General features: G+C 62.7%; 19 protein-coding genes. 16 read left to right on the forward strand and 3 right to left on the reverse strand.

What is annotated here, in order from left to right:
* Positions 1–8: 8 nt before the first annotated feature.
* The 5 genes from JOE66_RS17900 (at position 9) to JOE66_RS01910 (ending at position 5,230) form a co-directional block, all read left to right on the forward strand.
* Positions 9–125 (forward strand): DUF8730 family Cys-rich protein, encoded by a 117-nt coding sequence (locus tag JOE66_RS17900; protein ID WP_504739132.1) that lies wholly within the window; start codon positions 9–11, stop codon positions 123–125.
* A gap of 131 nt (positions 126–256) precedes the next feature.
* Entirely contained in the window at positions 257–499 is a 243-nt protein-coding gene (locus JOE66_RS17030; RefSeq protein ID WP_239518189.1) for a hypothetical protein, read from the forward strand.
* Positions 500–1,049: 550 nt separating this feature from the next.
* Positions 1,050–1,319: an SHOCT domain-containing protein gene (locus JOE66_RS01900; protein ID WP_205106456.1), complete on the forward strand. Its 270-nt coding sequence runs from the start codon at positions 1,050–1,052 to the stop codon at positions 1,317–1,319.
* Complete coding sequence (locus JOE66_RS01905) at positions 1,319–2,785, forward strand: multicopper oxidase family protein (protein ID WP_205106457.1); 1,467 nt, start codon at positions 1,319–1,321, stop codon at positions 2,783–2,785. The genes JOE66_RS01900 and JOE66_RS01905 overlap by 1 nt, the downstream gene beginning before the upstream one ends.
* 267 nt (positions 2,786–3,052) lie before the next feature.
* Entirely contained in the window at positions 3,053–5,230 is a 2,178-nt protein-coding gene (locus JOE66_RS01910) for an ice-binding family protein (RefSeq protein ID WP_205106458.1), read from the forward strand.
* A gap of 105 nt (positions 5,231–5,335) precedes the next feature.
* On the opposite strand, the gene JOE66_RS01915 is transcribed toward JOE66_RS01910, so the two are convergent.
* The 3 genes from JOE66_RS01915 to JOE66_RS01925 all read right to left on the reverse strand — a co-directional run bounded on the left by JOE66_RS01915 (position 5,336) and on the right by JOE66_RS01925 (position 8,659).
* Positions 5,336–5,593: a metal-sensitive transcriptional regulator gene (locus JOE66_RS01915; protein WP_205106459.1), complete on the reverse strand. Its 258-nt coding sequence runs from the start codon at positions 5,591–5,593 to the stop codon at positions 5,336–5,338.
* Positions 5,594–5,645: 52 nt separating this feature from the next.
* Positions 5,646–7,310, reverse strand: a complete 1,665-nt coding sequence (locus JOE66_RS01920; RefSeq protein ID WP_205106460.1) for an FAD-dependent oxidoreductase — start codon at positions 7,308–7,310, stop codon at positions 5,646–5,648.
* Between the two features lie 383 nt (positions 7,311–7,693).
* The gene (locus tag JOE66_RS01925) at positions 7,694–8,659 is read right to left on the reverse strand and encodes a PaaX family transcriptional regulator (protein WP_205106461.1); all 966 of its coding nucleotides are present in this window, start codon (positions 8,657–8,659) and stop codon (positions 7,694–7,696) included.
* A 279-nt stretch (positions 8,660–8,938) separates the two neighbouring features.
* On the opposite strand from JOE66_RS01925, the gene JOE66_RS01930 reads away from it, so the two are divergent.
* From JOE66_RS01930 to JOE66_RS01980, 11 genes are all read left to right on the forward strand, one after another.
* A complete protein-coding gene (locus tag JOE66_RS01930) occupies positions 8,939–10,111 on the forward strand; it encodes a serine hydrolase domain-containing protein (protein ID WP_205106462.1) in 1,173 nt (390 codons plus the stop codon).
* Between the two features lie 139 nt (positions 10,112–10,250).
* Positions 10,251–11,795 (forward strand): ABC transporter substrate-binding protein, encoded by a 1,545-nt coding sequence (locus tag JOE66_RS01935; RefSeq protein ID WP_205106463.1) that lies wholly within the window; start codon positions 10,251–10,253, stop codon positions 11,793–11,795.
* 83 nt (positions 11,796–11,878) lie between these two features.
* Positions 11,879–12,820, forward strand: coding sequence for an ABC transporter permease (locus JOE66_RS01940; RefSeq protein WP_205106464.1), 942 nt, complete (start codon positions 11,879–11,881; stop codon positions 12,818–12,820).
* Positions 12,817–14,553 (forward strand): dipeptide/oligopeptide/nickel ABC transporter permease/ATP-binding protein, encoded by a 1,737-nt coding sequence (locus JOE66_RS01945; protein WP_205106465.1) that lies wholly within the window; start codon positions 12,817–12,819, stop codon positions 14,551–14,553. Before JOE66_RS01940 ends, JOE66_RS01945 begins: the two co-directional genes overlap by 4 nt.
* Complete coding sequence (locus tag JOE66_RS01950) at positions 14,550–15,416, forward strand: ATP-binding cassette domain-containing protein (RefSeq protein WP_205106466.1); 867 nt, start codon at positions 14,550–14,552, stop codon at positions 15,414–15,416. Before JOE66_RS01945 ends, JOE66_RS01950 begins: the two co-directional genes overlap by 4 nt.
* Positions 15,417–15,433: 17 nt before the next feature.
* The gene (locus JOE66_RS01955) at positions 15,434–16,378 is read left to right on the forward strand and encodes an alpha/beta hydrolase (protein ID WP_205106467.1); all 945 of its coding nucleotides are present in this window, start codon (positions 15,434–15,436) and stop codon (positions 16,376–16,378) included.
* A 163-nt stretch (positions 16,379–16,541) separates the two neighbouring features.
* Positions 16,542–17,285 carry a GntR family transcriptional regulator gene (locus JOE66_RS01960; protein WP_205106468.1) on the forward strand — a complete coding sequence of 248 codons (744 nt, stop codon included), beginning with the start codon at positions 16,542–16,544 and terminating at the stop codon, positions 17,283–17,285.
* A gap of 41 nt (positions 17,286–17,326) precedes the next feature.
* Positions 17,327–18,544: a zinc-binding dehydrogenase gene (locus JOE66_RS01965; protein WP_205106469.1), complete on the forward strand. Its 1,218-nt coding sequence runs from the start codon at positions 17,327–17,329 to the stop codon at positions 18,542–18,544.
* A complete protein-coding gene (locus JOE66_RS01970; protein ID WP_205106470.1) occupies positions 18,528–19,781 on the forward strand; it encodes an ABC transporter substrate-binding protein in 1,254 nt (417 codons plus the stop codon). Before JOE66_RS01965 ends, JOE66_RS01970 begins: the two co-directional genes overlap by 17 nt.
* A 25-nt stretch (positions 19,782–19,806) precedes the next feature.
* Positions 19,807–22,506: a branched-chain amino acid ABC transporter permease/ATP-binding protein gene (locus tag JOE66_RS01975; protein WP_205106471.1), complete on the forward strand. Its 2,700-nt coding sequence runs from the start codon at positions 19,807–19,809 to the stop codon at positions 22,504–22,506.
* A complete protein-coding gene (locus JOE66_RS01980) occupies positions 22,503–23,240 on the forward strand; it encodes an ABC transporter ATP-binding protein (RefSeq protein WP_205106472.1) in 738 nt (245 codons plus the stop codon). The genes JOE66_RS01975 and JOE66_RS01980 overlap by 4 nt, the downstream gene beginning before the upstream one ends.
* Positions 23,241–23,314: the final 74 nt, after the last annotated feature.

Here is a 23,314-nt window from a genome sequence, read left to right on the forward strand (position 1 = left end):
GAAGAGAAATGTGTAGTCCTGTTCGATGCAACACCTGCGGAAAGATCACATGGGCCGGCTGCGGCATGCACGTCGCAGAAGTGATGGCTGACGTTCCCCGTGAGGAGCAATGCACCTGTCGTTGACGCAGAAGCGTTCCTGACCGCGCGGGACCGTGCGGGGCGAGCCACCACTCTCGGTTTTCGAGAGAAAATTGCTCAATTCACATTGCTCGTTGCCAGAGACGCACTTGTCGGGGGCACGCACGGTATCACCGTTGCTGGCAGGACAGGTCTTCCACCTCGACCTGCATGCGAGTGCGCTCACCTCCATCGTGGCCTTCGGCCTGGCCAAGGCCGGGACCAACTACTTCGCCTGCACGCTTTCTGACAGATACGGGCGCAATCCGATTCTGATCGCTGGCTGGCTGGTTGCGCTGCTCGCACCGTTTACTGCTCGGAGCCGCGTTCATCGCACTGGGTCTCGGAGTATCGGCGATGTTCGTGAGAGAGACCCGTGAATACGCGCAGGCGGAGGCAGTAACCCATGTTTCCGCGCACGCGCTGACGCCAATTCGACCCTCACCGATCGCCAGATATTCACCCTCACCAGCTTCACGGACAAGTCGTTGTCAGCCGTCAGCCGGGCCGGCTTGGTCAACAATCTCAACGATGGCTTGGCCTGGGGGCTGTTTCCGATCCTCTTCGCCACGGCGGCATGCTCGTGCAGGCAATCGCGTTGGGCATGTTCGCCTTCGGTCGGGATTACGGTGGCGATCGCTACCATGGCTGCCCTGACCGCAGCCTCAGGAACTGTTGTGGCCGTCCGCATGCGCGGAACCGATCACGTGCGTCACGTTTCACGGGCCCCATTCGCGCGGCGGCGTGCACACCCACGGAAACCTCACAGGATACCCTAGGGGGTATCAACTAGTCTCAGGGCAGAAGGCTCCTCATCGAAATTCGAAGGTCGGGACCAATGGTCCTTACTTGCTGCTTCAGACGCACGAATAGTGGGTGAGGTGAAGTCACGTCGGCGATGCCGGGCGTGCGAGAGGAGAAGGTTCGATGATGTCGGGTAATTCATGGCAGTTCAACTGGGCGTGGCTGTTCGGAGCACTGGTTGTCGTCGGGGTCGTTCTCCTCGGCGTCCTCGCGGTTCGGCTGCTTCTGTCTCGGCGCCCTAGCGCCTCGACACTCCAATCGGCTCCGGCTCCGGCTGCGTCAGCTGTCAAGGGGGAGCCCACTCCGCGACAGATCCTCGATGCACGCTACGCCCGGGGTGAGCTCACCACCGACGAATATCGCGAGCGAGTCGCAACGCTCGGAGGGGCATCCTGATGGAGCCCATCAGCCGAAGATCGGCCATTACCCTGGGGGGCATCGGTGCCGCCTTCTTCATTGCAGGTGGTGTGGGTCTCGTCTGGGATGGATTGAGCAGGACCGTGCCGATAACCGGCCTGGCGTCGGGAGAGGCGTTCGCGGAGCCTGAAGTCCGTCGAAGCGTCGGCGGCGTGCTCGATGTGAGGCTCTCTGCATCTCCGACACCGGTGGTGATCGGTGGCACAACCGTCGATGCCCTGACCTACAACGGTTCACTCCCCGGCCCGACCTTGGTGGTCCGTCCGGGAGACGTGTTGAAGATCTCGGTGAACAACCAGATCGGGGCGCCAACAAATCTGCACACGCACGGACTGCACGTCTCGCCCGAAGGGTCGAGTGACAACGTCTTCCGGCAGGTCGATTCGGGTTCCTTGGCTGACTACCAGTACGAGATTCCAACCGATCACCCGCCCGGGCTCTTCTGGTATCACCCGCATCATCACGGAATGACCGCAGAACAGGTGTTCGCCGGAATGTACGGCGCCATCGTTGTCGAAGACCCGGATCCCATCGATGCAACATCAGGGCGAGTGCTCGTCATCTCCGATATTACCTTCGATTCTGCCGGGCAGATCCTGGCGACCAGCCAGATGGATCGGATGTCAGGGCGCGAGGGGGAGATGCTGATGCTCAATGGCCAGATCGCACCGATCATCAGCGCACATACCGGCGACCGCGAACAGTGGAGCATCGTCAACGCCTGTACCTCGCGCTATCTCGATCTGACCCTGACGGGTCAGTCGATGCAGCTGCTGGGAAACGACTCGGGGAGATTCGCTTCGCCGCGCGATGTGACCGAGCTCAGGCTCGCCCCGGGAAATCGCGCTGACGTTCTGGTGACGATGAAAGCCGGCACGTCGCAGCTCCAGGCGCTGCCCGTCGACCGCGGTTCAGTGGGCAGTATGACAGTGAGCGCCCCACGAGCGACGAGCACGGCCACGCTGGCGACGGTCGTCGTGGCCGGTGCGTCCGCAGGCCGAACTTTTGCCTCGCCGCCAACGACGACCCCGCGGGACCTCAGGGCAGACAAAGTGGACGGCTCCCGAACACTCACTCTCGCGATGGGTGCGGCCGGCATGGGCATGGGTGGCGGTGGCATGATGCAGTTCACCATCGACGGCAGAACATTCGACCCGAACCGGGTTGACCAGAGCGTTCGCGCACACACGATCGAAGAGTGGATGATCGTGAACACCAGCACGATGGATCATCCTTTTCACCTTCACGTCTGGCCAATGCAGCTCGTCGAGGTGGGGGGTGCGCCCGAGAACGACGCGGTGTGGCGCGATGTGGTTAACGTTCCTGCGAAATCCCACGCCCGTGTAAGGATCGCGTTCGATGACTTCACCGGGAAAACGGTGTATCACTGCCACATTTTCGACCATGAAGACAACGGCATGATGGGAGTCATTTCCGTGGAGTGAATGTGCCAGCGCAATGGCGTTCCGCGGAAGCCCCTGATTGAGGGCAGTGAAAACGGGTGGATGCTCTCGAACGACGGGGCTGCTCGGCGGAGATCAGCCTGATCTCAGCCAGGGTCCCGACTATCTGTGCCATCCAGCCCGAAACTGCGCAAATACTGGGTGAATTGCGTGTGTCCCGCACGGGGTGGCGCCGCTACTGTTCAACACGGTACTGCACCACGCGGTACACCAGGTGTCTCGAACACCATGCAACGCAAGGGGAACTCCGTGCAATCCACCACCTCGGCTTCGCGCCGACGCCTGACTGTCAGGCATCTGATCGTGGGCATCGTCGCCCCTGCTGTGATAGCGCTGGGAGCGATTGTCGCTGTTGCCGCACCGGCAACTGCGGCCCCCGTCTCGGCCGGGCCGGCCTCCGTCGACCTCGGGGCGTCCGCCAGGTTCTCAGTGCTCGCGGCTGCTGCGATAACGATCCCCGGCAGCACCCTTCCGGGAGAGGCCGGAGCCGGAGCAGCGATCACCGATGACGCCGGCACGGTGTACGGCTCGGTCAAGCACTCCTCCGGAGATGCCGCCACTGTCGCGGCGCTCGCTGATGCGAAAACGGCCTACAACACGCTCGCAGCATTGCCTTCAACCGGCACGCTCACCAGCGGCGAACTCGGCGGGCAGCACGTCTATCCCGGTGTCTACCACCAGGTCGCGGCCCTCACGATGACAACTCCCGTGACCTTCGATGCACAGGGCAATCCCAACGCCATCTTCGTGATGCAGTCGGATGCTGCACTCACCACGACCGCATCGACCACGATGAAGCTGGTGAACGGTGCGAACGCTGCGAACATCTACTGGGTTCTCAAGGGAGCCGCGACGCTCGGAGCGTCTTCGTATTTCTCCGGTACGATCCTGAGCGCTGCAGCGGTCTCGGTCGGCGCCACCTCACACGTCGACGGTCGGGCCTTCGCGCTCAAGGGTGCGGTGACGCTCGACGCCGACGTGTTCGGCCAGCTCGACATCACTGCTCCGGGTGTGACGATCACGGGCGGCGCGACAGTGTTGGTTGGTTCGGCGACGCCTCGGGTTTCGGGTACGTCCGATGCCAAGGTTGGAACGAAGGTCACGGTTGTGGTCGGTTCGCAGAAGTTGTCGACGACGGTTTCTGAAGATGGTTCGTGGAGTGTCACCCCGACGGCTTTGGCTGAGGGTCTTTCGACGGTCACGGTGTCGGTCACGGATGCTGCGGGCAACACGGGCACGGCGACGCAGGCGCTGACGGTCGATACGACTGCTCCGGTTGTGACGATCACCGGCGGCGCGACAGCGACATCGGTTTCGGCCACGCCAGTCGTTTCTGGCACGACCAATGCTGCCGTAGATACCACGCTGAAGGTCACGATCGGGAATCAGGTGTTTACCCCGACCGTTCAAGCGGGTGGAACCTGGTCAGTCACGGCCTCGTCGATCGCAAACGGAACCATCACCGTGACCGTGACGGCGACGGATGCTGCCGGCAACGTCGGTGTTGCGACACAGTCGCTCACGATCGCCGTTTCGGTCCCGACGCCGACTCCGACCCCGACCCCGACGCCTACGCCCACGCCTACGGTGACCCCGACCCCGACCCCGACCCCGACCCCGACCCCGACGCCTACGCCGACGCCTACGCCTACTCCGACCCCTACGCCTACTCCGACCCCTACGCCGACGCCAGTACCAGTCACGGGTTGGGTTGCCAACTACTCGGCCCCGATCATCCAGGGCACGACGGATGCCGCGGTCGGCACCAAGGTGACGGTCACGATCGCCACCCAGGTGCTCACGACGTCGGTGAAGGCCGGTGGCCTCTGGGCGATCCGGTTGAACCCGATGCCGAACGCAACCTACCCGGTGCTCATTGCCGTTACCGACCCGGCGGGCAAACGCGGTTCTGTGACGCAGAGCCTGCGTATCGACACGACTCTCGGTAATCCTGCCAGTGGTGGCTCGACGAGCTGCGGTTCGCTCACGCTCAACAAGGAAGTGACTGTCTCGGTCGCTTCTCAGAAACTGACCGCGTCCATCACCCGGCTCGGTCAGTGGGCCGTATCGCCGACCACGGCAGCGAGCTGCGGTTTCGTCGTGGTCGCCTCGGTTGCCGACCAGTCGGGAGACACCGGCATGTTCAGTCGCGTCGTCGTGGGGAAGAACCCTGCACCGTCAGTGACGATCACCGGCGGCCCGGCCGTGACGGCAACGGCGCCGACCATCTCGGGAACGAGCTCCGCCCCGGTCGGGTCGAAGGTCGTCGTAAGGTACTCCGAACAGACCCTGACCACGAAGGTCATGGTCGGCGGCACCTGGAGCGTTGTGCGCAACGGTCTGGCCCCGGGCATCCACCAGGTGGTCGTGGCTGTCACCGCGGCTACGGGCACCGGCTACGCCATGCAGTACCTCACCACGAAGTAGCAGTAGTTGTTGTTGTAGTTGAGAGCCTCACTCCACGTGCGCCCCGCAGCGTGGAGTGAGGCTCGAACTCGCCGCCCTGGTGAGTCGTCAGGGCGTCGCGACTGGCTACGCCAGCGACATGAAGAGCTTTTCGAGTTTTGCCTTGTCGAGAGCGGGATCCTCCTGCTCGAGGCAGGTCTGCAGGGCGCTGGCGATGATGGCGAAGCCGGCACGGTCGAGTGCGCTCGAGACCGCGGCCAGCTGGGTGACGACGACGGTGCAGTCGTTGCCCTCTTCGATCAAACGGGTCACTGCTGCCAATTGGCCCTGCGCGCGTCGGAGGCGATTGAGTACCGGCTTCATCTCTGTGGGGTCGAGTTCCATGAGATTCCCTTCGATTGGAATATGACCAGAATATACGGGTGCGGGTATCGTTCTACCCCTGAAGAGCAGGCCCGGCGACACTCGCGATGCCGGCTCGCCAGGTGAGGTACCCACCGTCGAGGTTTCTCGCATCGAAGCCGTGCTGGACGAGCATCCGGGCAGCCGTGTGGCCACGCTGGCCGACCTGGCAGTGCACGATCAGCGAGGTGAGGGGGAGTTCGTCGAGTCGCTCCCGGAGTTCGTCGATCGGCAGGTTGAGGGCGCCGGGGATGTGGCCGGCACTGAATTCGGCCGAGGTTCTGACGTCGATGAGAACAGTACCCGCCTCCCTGGCCTGCTCGAGTTCGTGCCACTGGATGTTTCGGCCGAGACCCGAGTGCAGGTTGTCTGCGACGTACCCGATCTGGTTGATGGGGTCTTTGGCTGACCCGTACTGCGGTGCATAGGCGAGTTCGAGGTCTTTCAGGCCGGAGGCGGTGATGCCGGCAGTCATCGCGACCGCTATGACGTCGATTCGTTTGTCGACTCCCTGCCCCCCGACGATCTGGGCGCCGAGGATGCGGTCGGTGTCGGGGTCGACGAGCAGCTTCATCGCCATCTGTTCGGCTCCCGGGTAGTAGCTGGCATGCGAGGCCGGATGCGTGTGGATCACCCGGTGCGACCGGTTCGCGGCGACCAGACGGCTCTCGCTCCAGCCCGTCAGCGCGACGGTCAGATCGAAGACGCCGACGATCGCTGTGCCGAGTGCTGGGGCGGCCGGGTGCGGTGTCCCAGCGATACTGTCGGCGGCGGCTCTTCCGTGCCGGTTCGCCAGCCCCGCCATGGTGACTAGTGTGTCGCCGCCGTCGAGCGAATCCACTTTCAGGACGCCATCGCCGACGGCGTAGACGTCGGGGTCGTTCGTGCGCTGGAACTCATCGACGACGATTCCGCCGCTCTCGCCGAGTGCGAGCCCTGCAGCTGCTGCGAGCTCCGATTGAGGGTGCACGCCACTCGCGTCGATCACCAGATCTGCTCTGACGAGAGAGCCGTCGCTCAGGAGCAGTCCTTCTGCTGTGGCTGATGCGACGGTGGTGTTCAGCCGCACGTCGATCCCGTGGGCGACCAGTTCTCGAAGCACGGGTGACGCCATCTCAGGGTCGAGCGGGGAGAATACCTGCGGGCCGCGCTGCACGAGCGTCACCTGGACGCCACGGCGTCGCAGATTCTCGACAGCCTCGAGACCGATGAAGCCAGCGCCGATGACGATCGCCGATGCGGGGGCTGTCGCCGTTGTGCCCACTGCGTCGATCGTCGCCGTGATGTGGTCGATGTCGTCGATGGTTCGCAGGCTGAACGTCGGCGCGCCGGCCGCGCCTTCGAGGTCTCCCGCAGCTGCGCCGGTGGCGAGAATCAGTCTGTCGTAGGGCTCGTCGAACGTCGTGCCCGACGACAGGTCTGTCACCCGCACGGTGCGGTTCACGCGGTCGATGGCCGACACGTCGTGCCTGATACGCACGTCGAGCCGAAACCGTGCCGCGAGACCGTCGGGAGTCTGGAGCAGGAGACTGCTTCGCTCGGTGATCACTCCGCCCACGAAGTACGGCAGCCCGCAGTTCGCGAACGACACGTATCCACCCCGCTCGAATACGACGATCGTCGCCTCTTCGTCGAGTCTGCGCAGACGTGTCGCCGCAGACATGCCGCCAGCGACGCCGCCGATGATCACCGTTTTCATGGCACAACCTTCTCTCCGTCCATCCAGTATACCCCCTAGGGTATAAAGTGGGTCTCAGTCACTGAAGTGAGGCGGATATGAAGGAATGCGCCGGCCGCGTTCCGGATGACGGCGACCTCGTTGCCCCGGCCAACTGTCGCATTCACCAGCTCTCCTGCGAAAGGCACGACCATGCGTTTCATCTCAGAACGACGCCTCGACGACGGTGTCGTCGAACATCCGAATTCACCCCATTGATCTTCGTCACCCGCTCGATCAGTTCGGCCCCAGAGGTCGAAGTGCGAACGACGCCTTCACATGTTTGATCGCAGTGAGGGGGTCCGGGCCACGCGATGGTCAGTGTGCCAGACAAGTGAGCACGTGGGACAGCCCGTATTCGAGGGTTACCGCTCGATGAGCGCTACATCGACGGACTGCTCTTGCTGGGTTGCATAGTGCTCCAGCGCCTCCTCGACAGTGAGGGCGCCCGTCGTCCTGGCGAGTTCGGGGTCGTACTTCATCAGCACATCTCGAACATACTGGTTCGCGAGCGGCACACACGCGTCGTACACCGAGACGAATAGCCGCCGGGCTTCGCGACGCGGCCAGTCACTCGGTAGGTACTGGGCCGGAAGATCAGGGTCAACGGTGGGGAAACCCCGCCAGCGGCCCAAGACGAGAAGTGCGATCTTGAGCGCCTCGGCCGGTGCAACCTCGCCTGCTCGAAGGCGGTAGACAAACTGGCGCAGGTCACTGATGAATGTCAGGTACATCTCGCGGATTTCGCCAAGCGGCCAGAGTTCATGCTCGTTCACATCGCCGACCATGTGTGAAGAACGAAATATGAGTCCGTCACTCGGAAGAAAATCTACCAGCGAACTCTCGACCAGCGAGACATCAGCGTGCGGGGAGACCCACACTCCGTCCCGAGCGGGCCCGAATCCGAGCCAACGGAGCCATTCACGCAAGCGCTGTCGGCGGTCGCGCTCCTGCTCACTGAGGGAAAAGACGACTACAGTCCATTCGCCGTCCCACAGGCGTTCCTCCCGGCCGAACGCCATCGTGAGGCGCTCGCTGACCGGAACCGTGGCTGCGACTTCCGGGCTGAGCGCATAGGAAGTCCTCCGCCCAGATCGCGAAACCTCAAGTGTGCCTCGCCGGCTGAGACGGCTGAGCGAGGCGCGCGCGGCTTCGGCTGAGACACCGAGAGGACGCACGAGTTCTACGAGGGCTGCCGAAGGAATCGTCAACTCAGGGCTGTAACGCCAGAATTCACCGATCAGCAGAAGCATGAGACTCGGTGCGGATTCGCTCTCTATCTCGCGTGGAAGGAGGGGGGAATCAACGACGGAGTGATAGAAGTATGTCATCTGAGCTCCTCCCATTGCCTTCTGGACAGCATATTGCCTCGCGGTGGCGTCGACGCCTGTTTTGATTCTAGACGCTAAGGTTGCCGCGCGTGATGATTCATGTCATACTTCTGCGAAACGACCAGATCGACTGACGATCAACCCTGGAGATTCAATGACGAATGAACAATTTGGCCCGCGACATGTGGCCATGGCCACGCTCCGGCGGGCCCTCAGACCCCACTCACAGGCAATTCCCCGCCAGCTGGCGAACGTGGAGACGCCGAATGCGAGGTGGTCATGAGTTCGCGAAACACCGCCGATGATCGGCTGTCCATCGGTCTCGTCGAGACAGGATTCGAGTCGGTCAGAAACGCACTCGATGCGATGCTCCTCAGCGATCCTCAGTTCAGCGCGCAGGTCACTGCGATCTGGCGTGGGCACACTGTTGTCGATCTCGTCGGGGGTCCCGACCTCGCTGAGAACTCGGTGACCGGAGTATTTTCGGCCACTAAGGGCGTCGCAGCGGCTGTGATCGGTCTCCTTCTGCAGCGTGGCTTTTTCGAGCTCGATAAGCCTGTGGCGTCGTACTGGCCAGAGTTCGCCGCTCGAGACAAGGCTCAGATCACTGTCCGTCAGGTGCTCTCCCATCGCGCAGGCCTGGTCGGCATCGACGAAAGATTCGCCGTTGACGAGCTCATCGACTCATCCCGCGCTGCCGCGAAGCTCGCCGAGACTGCGCCGCAGTGGCAACCGGGCGCGACCCACGGTTACCACGGCATCACGATCGGCATCTTCATGGAAGAACTCACGCGGCGCCTCACAGGTCGGTCCCTGCAGGAGATCTACGAGTCTGAGATTCGTGCCCCTCGCGGGATCGATTTCTACCTCGGACTTCCAGAATCCGAAGAGCCGCGGTTCCGCGAGGTGCTGCCACCGGCGCCAAGTCCCACCGAGGCAGCTGAGCTCAGCGCAAGGGCCCCGGCAACAGACAGTATCCAGGCTCTCGCATTCAACGTGTTTCACGGCGAATTGGCTCCGACTGCTGGCGAAATGGGCCCGAACAACAGGCGGATGCGAGCCTCGGGATTCTCGTCGATTAACGGCATCGGGTCAGCTCGGGGCCTCGCCGGCGTCTATGGGGCGGTCCTTGGCGGCCCAAACGCGAAACCACTCCTTTCGGAGGACACGATCGAGCAGATGAGCAGAGAACAGTCCGTCGGCGCGGACCGCGTGCTTGTGCTGCCCACGTCGTTCGCGATCGTATATATGAAGCCGAACCCGCGGTTGGAGTTCGGCAGTTACCGCGCCTTCGGTCACGACGGTGCCGGCGGCGTCATCGCCTTCGCAGACCCCATCCATGAGCTGGCATTCGGATATGTACCGATGCCCATGCAGCTTCCGGGAGGGGCGGACCCGAAAGGGGTCGAGCTTTCTCGGCTGGTCCGAGCATGCATTCGCAGGCTGCGATAGCAGCTTTCATCCCTACACGTCAACGATGACGGCTCACAATGCCGTGACCGGAGACACAACGCCGGAGCCTCTCCGGTAATCACATCGAATGACAAATCACCGCGTGCCCTTCAGGCACGCCAGCTTTTCAGGAGCCCAAATGTTCAAAAAATCAGCCATCGCGGGCGCAGCGATAATCGCCCTCGCACTGGTCGTCACCGGCTGCACCGGATCAGGCAATTCACCCTCGAAGGAATCCAAGACTCTGACCGTGGGGTTGGCCACCGGGCCGGTGAGCCTCGACCCCTCCAAAGGTGCCGCGGGATTCGGTGAGTTCTTCACCGACCCGGCATACGCCTCATTGATCAACACCTCAGAGAAGGGCGATCTCATCCCGGGTTTGGCAGAGAAATGGGGGTATGTCGGTGACGACAACAAGACTTTCACCCTCACGCTGCGCTCCGGACTCAAGTTCGCAGACGGAACAGACCTGAACGCGCAATCGGTTGTCAACTCCGTTGCATACTTCGTCACCGGTAGTGGCCCGACGACAGCGTACTTCCGCAACCTCAAGCTGACGGCAACAGACAACCTCACTGTGAACGTCGTCTCGTCGGAACCCAACCCACTCATGCCGTTCCTGTTCTCCAACACCGTTCTCGGTGGGGACATCATCAGTGCCGCCGGCATCGACGACCCCACGGGTCTCGCTTCCACAACGCACGGTGCCGGACCCTACGTGTACGACGCTGCGCAGTCGGTCGCAGAGGACCACTACGTGTACACACCCAACAAGAACTTCTGGGACCAGACAGCCATTCATTTCGACAAGATCGAGATCAAAGTCATTCCTCAGATCCAATCGCTCGTGCAGGCACTCAAGTCGGGCCAGATCGACACGATGGTGGGCGACCCGTCGGTCGAGAGCTCGATCAAAGGCAATGCCTCGATCGCCATCGAGGCCGCACCGATCGTCTGGAACGGCGTCTACCTGCTTGATCGCAACGGCGTCGTCGCCCCGGCACTGGCAGATCTTCGGGTGCGGCAGGCGCTGAATTATGCGGTCGACCGCTCCGCCATCGCCAAAGTGGCCTATGGCGACTCCGCAGTGGCCACAGACCAAGCCGCCGTCACCGGGTTCGACGGCTACGACCCCGCTCTCGAGGGAACCTATCCGTACGACCCAGAGAAAGCGAAGCAGCTGCTTCAGGAGGCTGGGTACGGCAACGGCTTCAGCATGGCGGTGAACTATCAGTCCTTTGACCCCGGTTCCACGAAGATGATCCAGGCCGTCGCAGCACAGTGGGCGAAAATCGGCGTGACGCTCGAATTGAAGGGAAACACAAACTTCGGCGAGTGGGTTGGCGATCTTGTGTCCAAGAAGTTCCCGGCTTCGGTGCTCAATGGCACAGGCGGCCAGCCGCAGTACCTGGACGCCGAATTCGCCTGGCTGCCCACTGCCATCATGAACGTCTTCCAGGTCGCCGACCCAGGTGTTGCAGAGGCATTCAACACCCTCGCGACGGCTTCCCCCGACAACAGCGGCAAGGCAGCCCAGGCATTCCAGAAGGTTATCGTCGACAACGCGATCGCTGTACCGATCGTCCAGTATGACGCGACGCTCTACCACGGAACCAATCTGAAAGGGGTCGTCTTCCCTCCCGGGTTCGCGGCACCCTCATCCATCGTGACGTGGACGAAGTAGCGATCCAGACAATCGAACGCGAACGCGGGCCGGAACGGGCAAACACCGCGCCGGCCCGCGGCGCCTGATGATCAGAGAGACTCATGACATTCATCATCCTTCGAAGACTTCTGTTGTCGATCCCGCTTCTCTTCGTCGCCTCGATCATCACTTTCGTCTTGCAAGCCTTCGTTCCCGGAGACCCCGCTCGAACTCTTCTCGGGCTCAACGCCACTCCTGAGCAATATCAAGCACTCCGCGAGTCGCTTCACCTGAATGAGCCGATCCTGACCCAGTACTGGTTGTATCTCTCCGACGCTCTGCGAGGTCAGTTCGGCACATCGATCTTCACCGGCGAGCCCGTCGTGGACACCATCGGCCAAAGACTGCCCGTTACCCTCTCACTGATCGTGGCTGCCACGCTCGTGGCAACGATCATCGGCGTACTCTTCGGTGTCTTCAGCGCAACCCGCGGGCCGGTCGTGCGGCGGCTTGTGGACGTCTCGTCTCTGGTCGGAAACGCTCTCCCTAATTTCTGGGTCGCGCTAGTGCTCGTGGCCATCTTCGCAATCGGCATGGGGGCCTTTCCTGCCACCGGTTATTCCGACCTAGCCGACTCACCCTCGGACTGGGCGCTGAGCCTGGTCCTCCCGGTTATCGCTCTCAGCCTCGGTGGGATTGCACTCGTCGCCAAAGTCACTCGTGACGGAATGCTCACAACTCTGCAGCTCGACCACATCAGGACCCTTCGCGCGTCGGGCGTGGGCCGCCGGTCGCTGATCTGGAAACACTCGCTGAGAAACTCCGGCATCGCGGTCGTCACCGTCATCGGCCTCACGCTGATCAGTTTCGTTTCTGGCTCGATCCTCATCGAGAACGTCTTCGCATTACCCGGGCTCGGCACCCTTATCGTCACCGCAACCAACAAACACGATGTCCCGGTTGTCCAAGGTCTAGCGATCACCTTCACCCTCATCGTCATCGTTACGAACCTGATCGTCGACGTCGTCTACGGTCTCCTCAATCCGAAAGTGAGAATCCGATGACCGCAGTCGTAGTGCCGGAAACCTCGACGGAGGCCATCGCGACGGGACGCCTCCACGTCAGCCAGGTACTCCGTCGACCCGTCCCTCTCATCGCGTTGATCGTCATCTTGCTGATCACCGTCGCCGTGATTCTCGCCCCGCTCATCGCGCCGTACGACCCACTCGCGCAAGACCTCGACAACATCCTGGCGGGCCCGTCGGCAGCGCACCTCCTGGGAACAGACGAACTCGGCCGCGACATCTACAGCCGACTGCTCTACGGCGGCCAGCCAGCGCTGCTGGGCGTTTTGGTCGCGAGCGTCGTCTTCGCCGTATTCGGCCTCATCCTCGGCATCCTGGCTGGCTACCTCGGCGGCTGGACGGACCGGGTCATCGGCAGCGTTCTCGATGTGCTGATGTCACTGCCAGCCATCGTGGTGATTCTTGCAGTGCTGGCGATCTTCAGTCAGAGCATCGTCGCTGCCATGTTTGTTCTGGGCCTTCTCAGTTCCGCGAACCTTGCCAGGGTCACTCGCAGTATGTGCTTGGCGCTGCGCGAGGAACTCTTCGTGTCAGCCGCAACGGTTTCAGGCATCGGACCGGTGCGAATCATGTTCCGACACGTATTGCCTTCACTGATCGGCCTCATGGTCGTGCAGGTCGCTCTCTTCGCTGGAATCGCCCTCGCCGTCCAGACGGGCCTCGGATTCCTAGGGCTCGCCACACCGCCGCCGGCACCGAGTTGGGGCGGTATGGTCGGCGAAGCGGCGCAGACGATGAGCCAAAGTGGATTCTTCCTCTTCGTCACAGGAGCGGTGATCGCCGTCATGACCCTCGCTTTCGGACTGTTGGGCGACGGAATCCGCGATCTGAACGCAGACCTCAAAGGTCGCTCCTCCGGGGCGAGCAAGATCCTCCTGCACGCAGCAGACGGGGGTCAACCCGTGAGCCCAGAAGGAATCGTGGTGGAAGTTCGCGATTACTCCGTCGCGTTCTCGACCCCGTCCGGCGAGAAGAAGATCGTGGATCGGATTTCCTTCGAGGTCGAGCGCGGGCAGATCTTCGGAATTGTCGGTGAATCAGGAAGCGGAAAGACCGTGACGGCGCTATCGCTACTTGGCCTGCTTCCGCAGAACGGCACCGTCACCAACGGTCACGCTTGGCTCGACGGACAGGACCTCGCGACGATGAGTGAAAAGCAGTACGAAAGAATCCGAGGAAAGGAAATCGGCCTGGTTTCGCAAGAGCCGATGGTCGCACTGGATCCGCTGTTCACCATCGGCTCGCAGCTGTCGGAGGTCGTCAGCCGCATCGGCGATGTACCGAGACGCGAGGTACGCGCCACAGTCGTCGCCCTCCTTGAAAGCGTGAAGCTGCCAGAGCCGGAGCGTCTCATGCAGAAGTATCCGCACGAGCTCTCCGGGGGAATGGTGCAGCGAGTGGCGATCGCCATGGCCCTCGCAGGATCACCGACCCTCCTGCTGGCCGACGAGCCGACCACCGCACTCGATGTGACCGTTCAGGCAGGCATTCTGGACCTCCTCCGCGAGCTTCGAGACTCACGAGGAATGACGGTGCTCCTGGTCACACACGATCTCGGCGTGGTGGCCGAGATATGTGACTCGGCGATCGTCATGTCTCAGGGAAGGATCGTGGACTCTGGGTCGATCGATCACATCTTCTACGACTCCGACCACCCATATACCCGTGCGCTGATCGCCAGCACACCGACGCTCGAGGACGGTGCAGCATGACCGGAAATTCATTGCTCACGGTTGAATCGCTTGCTGTGGAGTACCCGTCCAACCGTTTGCGCAGACCACCAACACGAGTAGTCCACGATGTCGACTTTACGATCGGCGTTCATGAGACACTCGCCTTGGTCGGTGAATCAGGCTCAGGCAAGACCACCATCGGGAAGGCGATCCTTGGATTGGCCCCGTTGGCGGCAGGACACATCTGGCTCGACGGGCGGGACATCTCGACAATCGGAAGGAAGGAACGTCGGGCACTGGCTGTCGATCTCCAGGCCGTCTTCCAGAACCCCTACGGTTCGCTCAACCCGTCGATGAGGGTCGGACAGATTCTCGCAGAGCCGCTCTTCGCGGATGGTTCCGTGAGCAAGAGCGATGCGTTGGCGACCATTCGACGGCTCTTGGAGCGTGTCGGCATGCCTGGCGACAGCGTCACCCGTTATCCAGCGAACTTCAGTGGAGGGCAACGGCAGCGGATCGCGATCGCGCGCGCTGTGGCACGCACCCCCCGGCTCATCGTCTGCGACGAGCCGACCAGCGCACTCGATGTCACCACCCAGGCTGCAGCGCTCGACCTTCTCACCGAACTTCAGGAGACCCTCGGGGTCTCGTACCTGTTCATCACTCACGACCTCGCCGTGGTGAAAGAGTTCGCCGATCGTGCAATCGTGCTCAGGGAGGGAACGGTAGTCGAGAGCGGAACAAGCGAACAGATCTGCCTGAGGCCCGTGCATCCGTACACGCAGAGGCTGCTTGCCGCCGCCCCAGTGCCCGATCCGAGGCTCCAACGAAAACGTCGAGCGGCTCGGCTGCAGCTGGCGGCTGATTCTCCAATCCATCTCCCGGATGACCAAGCAAGATGACCCAGAGAGACCATTCCGTGAGCGAACGAGACGAGATCGACGCGGCCATGGCCAGGGCCCGCATGTTCAGTGAGATGGTCGATCCCCGCCCCGACGTCGATCCGGCATCTATTGCGGAGCGGTTCCCCGAACTTTCAGACGTCGTTGTTGCAGACCATCAGATCGAAGGCCCCCACGGTACTGTCCTGGCGCGTTCATACCTGAGCCCCAACCCGAGTGGGTCGGGGCTTGTCTGGGTGCACGGCGGCGGCTTCCTGCGGGGCAACCTCGACATGCCCGAATCGCACTGGGTCTCTCTCGAACTCGCTTCACGCGGAGTCGACGTCCTGGCCCTGGACTACCAGAAGGCACTCGGCGAGGTTCATCACCCGACTCTGTCCGATGAAGTACTTGCGGGGTGGCTCGCAGCCTCCTCTGGTGGCTTCCTGCCCACCGTGACCCCTGGCAGGCTTCATCTTGGCGGCGCGAGCGCGGGAGGTAACCTGAGTGCCGCTGTCGCGATCCGACTGGGTGACAGCGCCGACACGTCACCGGCGTCGCTGATACTCGTATATCCCGCGCTTCATGCTGTGTTGCCAGAGCTGACACCGAGCGCTGCGCTTGCTGCTGCAGAGTTGCCCGAGCACGAGCGGTTCCCCCCGGACATGATCAGAGTAATCAACCTGAATTACACAAGGAGCATCTCGGGGCTGAGCGACCCCAGCGCATTCCCAGCCGACGGGAATGTGACCCGGCTACCACCTACTCTGATCGTGAACGCCGAAGCGGATGACTTGAGGTGTTCAGGCGAAGCATTCGGATCGAAGCTGAATTCCGTTGGTATACACGTGGTCGTGGATTTCGAACCAGGAACCCGACATGGGTACCTCGACGTGCCGGGTTTGACCGAGGCGGTACGCACCATCGATCACATTGCTGGCTGGATCGCTCAGACAGACAATCACCCGCGCTCGTTTCGGTGACCAGCTCGATCAGGAAAGAATCTTGCCCGCGGATCCACCGCGTGGGCGTCACTCAGCCCCGGATTCTCGCGGAACACAGCCGGGCAGGTGGGTTCTAAGTGGCGTAACTTTGGGGACACGAAGCTGTAACCCGACCGCAATTTCGGCTATCTCTAATAAGGGTGTGACGACGACCATGCCGACCTTCCACCCCCGCACCGAGCGCAGGCTGGCCGCGGCCGGTCGCGTGCACGACCTTCTCCGCTCAGCGATCATGCACGGTGAAATCCCGTCCGGGGTACTGCCTGGCGAACTGGAACTGATGGAGTCGTTCTCAGCGAGCAGGCAGGTCATCAGGGGAGCACTCGAGATGCTCAGGCAGGAGGGGCTGGTGAGGCGAATGCAGGGCAGCGGCACCCTGGTCACCTCTCTCAGAGTCACTCATGACTTCGACTTCCTGCACGGCCCGGCTCAGGAGATCGCGCACAAGGTGCTCTCGGTGGGCCAGGAGATCGCCCCGCCGAGCGTCGCGCGCAAGCTGCGAATCGAAGACGGTGGCAGCTGCGGAATCGTCGAACTCGTCACTGACCTCGCCGACACGCCACTCGATACGACCACGGTGTACGTCAAAGTCGACTTCCTGCCTACCGTGCTTCAATTCGACCCGCATGACGAATGGTTCTCGCTCTACGCCAAAGCGGGCATCGAACTCGGGGTCACCGATCACGCGATCGAGGCGTCGGTCGCAGACCCGTTCAACGCCTCGCTGCTCGGAGTCGACCCCGGTCATCCTCTGCTCGTTCTCGAGCGCCTGGTGCACAACACCGACGGCGAACCAGTTGAGTACGCATTCACCAGAATCCGAGGCGATCGCCTCACGCTGCGCCAGAGCCTCTCCCGGGTCGAACCGCGCACCCGATCCGACTGAATAACTACTGATCTCCCTCGCACGCCCGCACGCAGCCCCTCGTGCTGGCTGAACTCACCCCTGCCCGTTTGCCCGAAAGGCCACTTGCGAAAACCCTGACTGCCGATCCCGACGCTGCTCGACCCGTGCAGTACGACCGGCCCGAGACCATGCTCGCGGTGGTGGTTCGAGAGGGCTCCGGTAAAACATCCCTTCAACCAGAGCGGATGCCCGTTCCGACGCCAGGCTCTGATCAAGTCCTGGTTCGTGTTCAGGCCACGTCGGTCATCTCGTCTGAGATCGCCAGCCGGGAGGGTGTGTCGACCGCGACACTTCCGCTCATCCTGGGAAATGACTTCGTCGGCACGGTCGTCGAGGCACCGGGTGCCCCCAGTATGGTCGGTCGGCTGGTTGTCGGCGCCTATGGCGGGTACGGCTACACCCGGCCGGGAGCATGGGCTGAATTCATCGTCGTAGACCAGCCTGACGTCTTCAGTGTCGAAACCGAACTCGGCGTCGAAGCCCTGGCCGCCATACCGGGCTCGTTCACAGCGGCATCGGGTGCGCTTCGCAGTCTCGGCGACCTGGCAGGGAAGCGACTGCTCATTCGCGGCGGCACGTCTGGCGTCGGCCTGGCTGCCGCCACTCTCGCGCTGGATCAGGGTGCCCACGTCATCTCGACGACTCGCGACCCCTCCAAGGTCGAGAAGCTCCTGGCCCACGGCGTTCATGATGTGGTCATCGACGACGACGATTTCACAGCGCAGGTCAGACGCCTGTTTCCTCTCGGGGTCGATCTCGCCGTGGACCTTCTGGGTGTGGATTCACTCCGGGAGACCCTCCGATGCGTGCAGGAATTCGGGATCGTCTGCATCACGGGGCTTCTTCGTGACCAAACGAAGTCGATCCGATCGAGGGAGCGCGAGGATCGCTCGATCCCCCTGTTCCCGCATCCGATGGATCTGATCCCGCCGACAGTTCGCCTGACCGTCGGTGGAGTGGACGGAACGGCACGAACGCCCGACCTCATGCGCCAATGGGTGGCCGGAGTGCAGTCCGGCCGATACCGAATTCCGGTCGATTCCGTCTTCACACTTCACCAGATGGAACAGGCCCACCGACGGCGCAGCGACCCCGCCGCGTTCGGAAAAGTGATCGTCACCGTCGGCGACGATCCGCGCACAACCAGCTCGTCAAGCACCTCCAGCACCTCAACCGAAGTTCCACAACCAGAACTTGCCACAGAACCCGGAGACTCCGCTCATGAAAACCAGGAATAATCGCAAGACGATCTTCACCGTCGCAGGAGTCGCACTGCTCGCAGTGTCGCTCGGCGGGTGCAGCGCGGCCAGCCCCTCAGCGTCACCGACAGGTGCCGCACAGACTCCGCTCGCCGGTCTCACAGGCGAACCGATCACGGTGATGACCATCGGAAACTGGACTCAACCCCAACTCGGAACCGCGAACCCGGAATTCCCGGCCGGCGCGCAGGCCGCTGCCGCAGCTCTGAACGCCAGGGGCGGAATCGGCGGGAGGCCCATCGACGTCATCGTCTGCAGCGACGAGTTGAGCACCGACACTGCCCGGCAGTGCGCTCTCGATGCCGTTCAGAAGGGTGTGGTCGCCGTTGTCGGACTTCAGACAACCAACGAGGTCACGATTCTTCCCATCCTGGAAGCAGCCGGAATACCGGCGGTCGGGGTGTACCCGTTCACCGATGTCGCTCTGACCAGCCCTGTTTCCTTTCCTGACACCTCAGGCTTTGTCGGCCAGACGCTCGGCATGGGGCTCCAACTTGCCTCAGCCGGGGCAAAGAAGGTCAGCACGGTTGTGCCGGGTGGCCTGGGGGGCATCTCGACCTCGGTCGGTGACGCCGTCGCAGCAGGAAGCGCGTCGGGCGGTGCGACCTCCGGCGGCCTCGTGCAGATCCCTGCGAAGTCAGCTGACCTGAGCCCGACGATCGCGACAGCGACCGAAGGAGGGGCGAGTGTGGCCGGATTCGCGTCTGACGAGGCCGCGTTCATCACTGCAATGCGCACCATCGCACCTGACTCCAACATCTCGACGTTTCCGTTCAACCTCAGTGACAGCGTGATTTCGAGCGCCGGTTCGGCAGCTGAGGGCGTCATGGCGGTCGATGGGCTGGTGCCTCCTTCGGCCGACACTGCCGGCACAACGCAGTACAAGGCCGAACTGCAGGCGTATGACCCTTCGCTGGCGACGTCGACCACGGGCCTTCACGAATGGTTGGCGATGTGGACGTTCGAACGAGTGATCGCTGGTCTTCCGAGCGTCGACGCAGCGAGCGTCACCACCGCCATGAATGGGGTGGAGAATCTGGATATGGGTGGCGTGATTCCCACCTACACGACGAAATCAACGAGCACGACGTATCCGAGAATGTTCAACCCGACGATCGTCTACCAGAAGGTGGCAGACGGGCACCTGGTGCTGCAGGATTCGGGAGCAGACCCGTTCGTGTCCATCCAGGACCTCATCACCACGTTCGCAGGCTGATCGCAGTTCCCGAAAGGAGCGTATTGTGGACGACTTTCTGAAATTCGCTCTTCTCGGTATCGGAATCGGGGCGATCTACGGCTTGACTGCGCAGGGTCTTGTGCTCATCTTTCTGAGCAGCCGTGTGCTCAATTTCTCGCAGGGCGCCATCGCCCTGGTCGCGGCTTATGCCTATTCTGAGGCGACCAGGGCCGGTGCGCCCCTGGGTGTCGCTGCGCTGGCGGCGTTGCTGATAGCCGGAGCGCTGGGCGCAGTGATTGAACTGACGGTCATGCGACCGCTCCGACACGCGTCAACGATCACGCGTCTTGTTGCAACGATCGCCGTGCTCACGGTCATTCAGTCTGTGGCGGCGCTGTACTACGGCGATGCGACCCAGTTCGTCGGTGGATTGCTTCCGACGACTCCGCTCAGGCTTTCCGGAACCCTCCTGATCGGCACCGACCGGGCCATTGTGTTGGCGATCGGGATCCTGGTGACGATCGCGCTGACCTGGTACGTTCGTCGCACCAGGCTGGGACTCGCCACCCTCGGCACGGCCGAGAACCCCGTGGCCGTCGAAGTGCTCGGCTGGTCATCGCGCCGCGTCTCACTGGTGAACTGGGTCATGGGAGCCACTCTGGCCGGCCTCGCCGGCGTACTCATCGCCCCGATGAACGGAATCAGTGTCACCGGGATGGGCCAGATCGTCTACTGTGCACTGGCCGCCGCGCTGATCGGTGGATTCCGGTCGTTCGGCTGGGCGATGGGCGGCGGCCTCGTGCTCGGGGTGGCTCAGGCCGAGGCCGTGCGCATCCACGGTGACGTTGGATGGTCCACCGCGATCCCTTTCATCGTCATCGTGGCGGCGATCTTGATCCGCGGAGATGTCATCCGTGGGAGAGGGGGCAGACGCGAACAATTGCCGGCCGTCGGTACTGGAAAGGTCAAGCCACTCTTGGTTCTTGTGTGCGTGGTGCTGGTGGGTGGGTTGTCACTGCTGCTCGGCCACAGCGCGCTCGACGCCTTCAGCACGTCGCTCATCATCGCTCTCATCGGCTTGTCTTTCGTGGTTGCGACCGGCTATGCAGGGGAGCTCTCGCTCGCACAGTATGCGCTGGCCGGAATCGGGGCGCTCGTCGCCGCGAAAGCCGCTGCCGACTTTGGTGTTCCGTTCGTTGTGGCACTGCTCATCGGCGCTCTCTCGGGGCTGATTTCGGGAACGATTGTCGGAATCCTGTCGCTCCGGGTGCGGGGTGACGTTGTCGCCATCATCTCCGTCGGCCTGGCGCTCGCGTTGCAGGCTCTTGTTCTGGAGAACCCGTCTCTCACAGGCGGAATCAGCGGAATCTCCGTGCCGTCTCCGAGTCTCTTCGGAATCAGCGTCGATGCCGTGCAGTATCCCGAACGATTCGCACTTGTCTGTGCTGCTGTACTCGTGGTGTGCAGCCTCGTCGTCGCGAACATTCGGCGTGGGGCATCTGGGCGGCGAATGCTGGCCACCCGGTCGGGAGAGCGCGCTGCACTGAGCCTCGGCATCTCGACTCGAGGTGCGCGCCTCTACGGGCTTGCCGTCGCGGGTGCCCTCGCCGGAACCGCGGGCGCCCTACTGGCGTTCCGCCAGCCGACCGTGGTTTTCAGCGGATTCACCGTCGACGCGTCGATGACGCTGTTGGGCGCGGTCGTCCTGGGTGGTGTCGGCTATCTTGCCGCGGGAGTGCTCGGCGGCTTCGCCGTGACGGGAGGATTCGTCTATTACCTGATGAGCCTGTCTGGTCTGCAACAGTTTCTGCCTCTGATTCTGGGGCTCGCCCTGCTTGTGAACCTGGTGACGGTGCCCGACGGCGCAATTCCGGCGAACGCACGGCTCCTCGCTGTGCTGACGCGCCGACTGCGACCGATCAGCCCATCACCGAGAACGCGTCGTCCCAGCGGCCGGAACACCGTATTGCCGCCTGCGATCGCCGCGCACGAATCGTCGGCCAGGCCTGGAGAGACGCTGACGCTCGCAGGGCTCAGCGTTGAATTCGGAGGCATCCGTGCACTGCACGACGTCTCGATGACGATCGAGCCTGGACGGGTGGAAGGCCTCATCGGCCCGAACGGCGCCGGCAAGACCACCCTCATCGATGCTGTAACTGGCATCACCCGGGGTTACACCGGCAGAATCTCGCTGGGAGCCGCCGCGATCGATCGACTCTCACCGGCAGAACGGGCGCGAAAGGGACTCGGCCGCACGCTGCAGGGTCTGGAACTGTTCGAGGAACTCACCGTGCGCGAGAATCTGATCGTCGGATCTGATGCCCGGGCGTGGCGGGCCTATGCGACCGATCTCGTGCATCCCGGGCGGGCGACGATGAGCAGCGCGGCCTTGGATGCGGTCGAGAGGTTTGGTCTGACCGATGACCTGGACGTATTGCCCGGAGCGCTGCCCTATGGCCGTCGTCGGCTGGTAGCGATCGCTCGATCGATTGCAGCACGACCGTCTGTTCTATTGCTCGATGAGCCGGCCGCCGGTCTTTCGGCGACAGAGCGCGTCGAACTGGGGGAGCTCATCAGGGAGATGGCCGACTCGTGGAAGATCGCTGTGCTTCTCGTCGAGCATGACGTCGATCTCGTAATGCGCATCTGCGACCACATCACTGTTCTGGAGTACGGCAAGGTCATCGCGCACGGTGTGCCAGAAGTCGTGCGCGAGAATGACGAAGTCCGACGAGCATTTCTCGGCCAGGAGGCAACGGTATGAAGATCACGAACCGAGAGGTGCAGCCCATAGTGACACCTGGCGGGTCGGCTGGCACGCGCCTCGCTCTGGAGAATGTCTCTGCCGGCTACGGTCACGTCGAAGTTCTTCGCGACATCTCGCTCCATGTGGCCGCTGGCGAGATCGTCGCGCTGTTGGGCCGAAATGGTGCAGGCAAGAGCACGACACTTGCAACCATCGCCGGATTGATAGCACCGAGAGCCGGACGGGTGATTCTGAATGGGGAGGTTCGTACTGACTCGACGGCGCGCCGCGTGCATTCGGGCCTGGCCTATGTCGTAGAAGAACGCGGAGTGCTGCTCGGGCTCACTGCCGCACAGAACCTGAGGCTGGGCCGGGGGAGTATCGAGGACGCCTTGTCGTATTTCCCAGAGATCGAGCCTCACCTCGGACGCACCGCTGGTCTTCTCTCGGGCGGGCAACAGCAGATGCTCGCGGTGGCGAGAGCCCTCGCCAGCAACCCGGATGTTCTGCTGATCGACGAACTCTCTCTGGGGCTCGCGCCGATGTTCGTCCAGCGGCTTCTCGAGAGCCTTCGCCGCGCGCGTGATGAAGGCGTTGCGATCCTCTTGGTCGAGCAGCATGCGCAGACCGCGTTGAATGTGGCCGATCGGGCGTATGTTCTCGCCCAGGGGCAGGTAGTACTGACGGGGACTGCCGAGCATCTGCTCTCGGACTTCAACCGTGTTGAAAGCGCCTATCTGGGCGTCAGCTGAATCGGAAGACGCCAGGATTCTGCCTGGCCCGCGTGGTCGTCAAGCCCCTTTTTCTCTATCCCGTCTTCGCGTAG

The organism is Subtercola frigoramans (genome assembly GCF_016907385.1).
In the GTDB taxonomy this organism is placed as follows: Bacteria; Actinomycetota; Actinomycetes; order Actinomycetales; family Microbacteriaceae; genus Subtercola; species Subtercola frigoramans.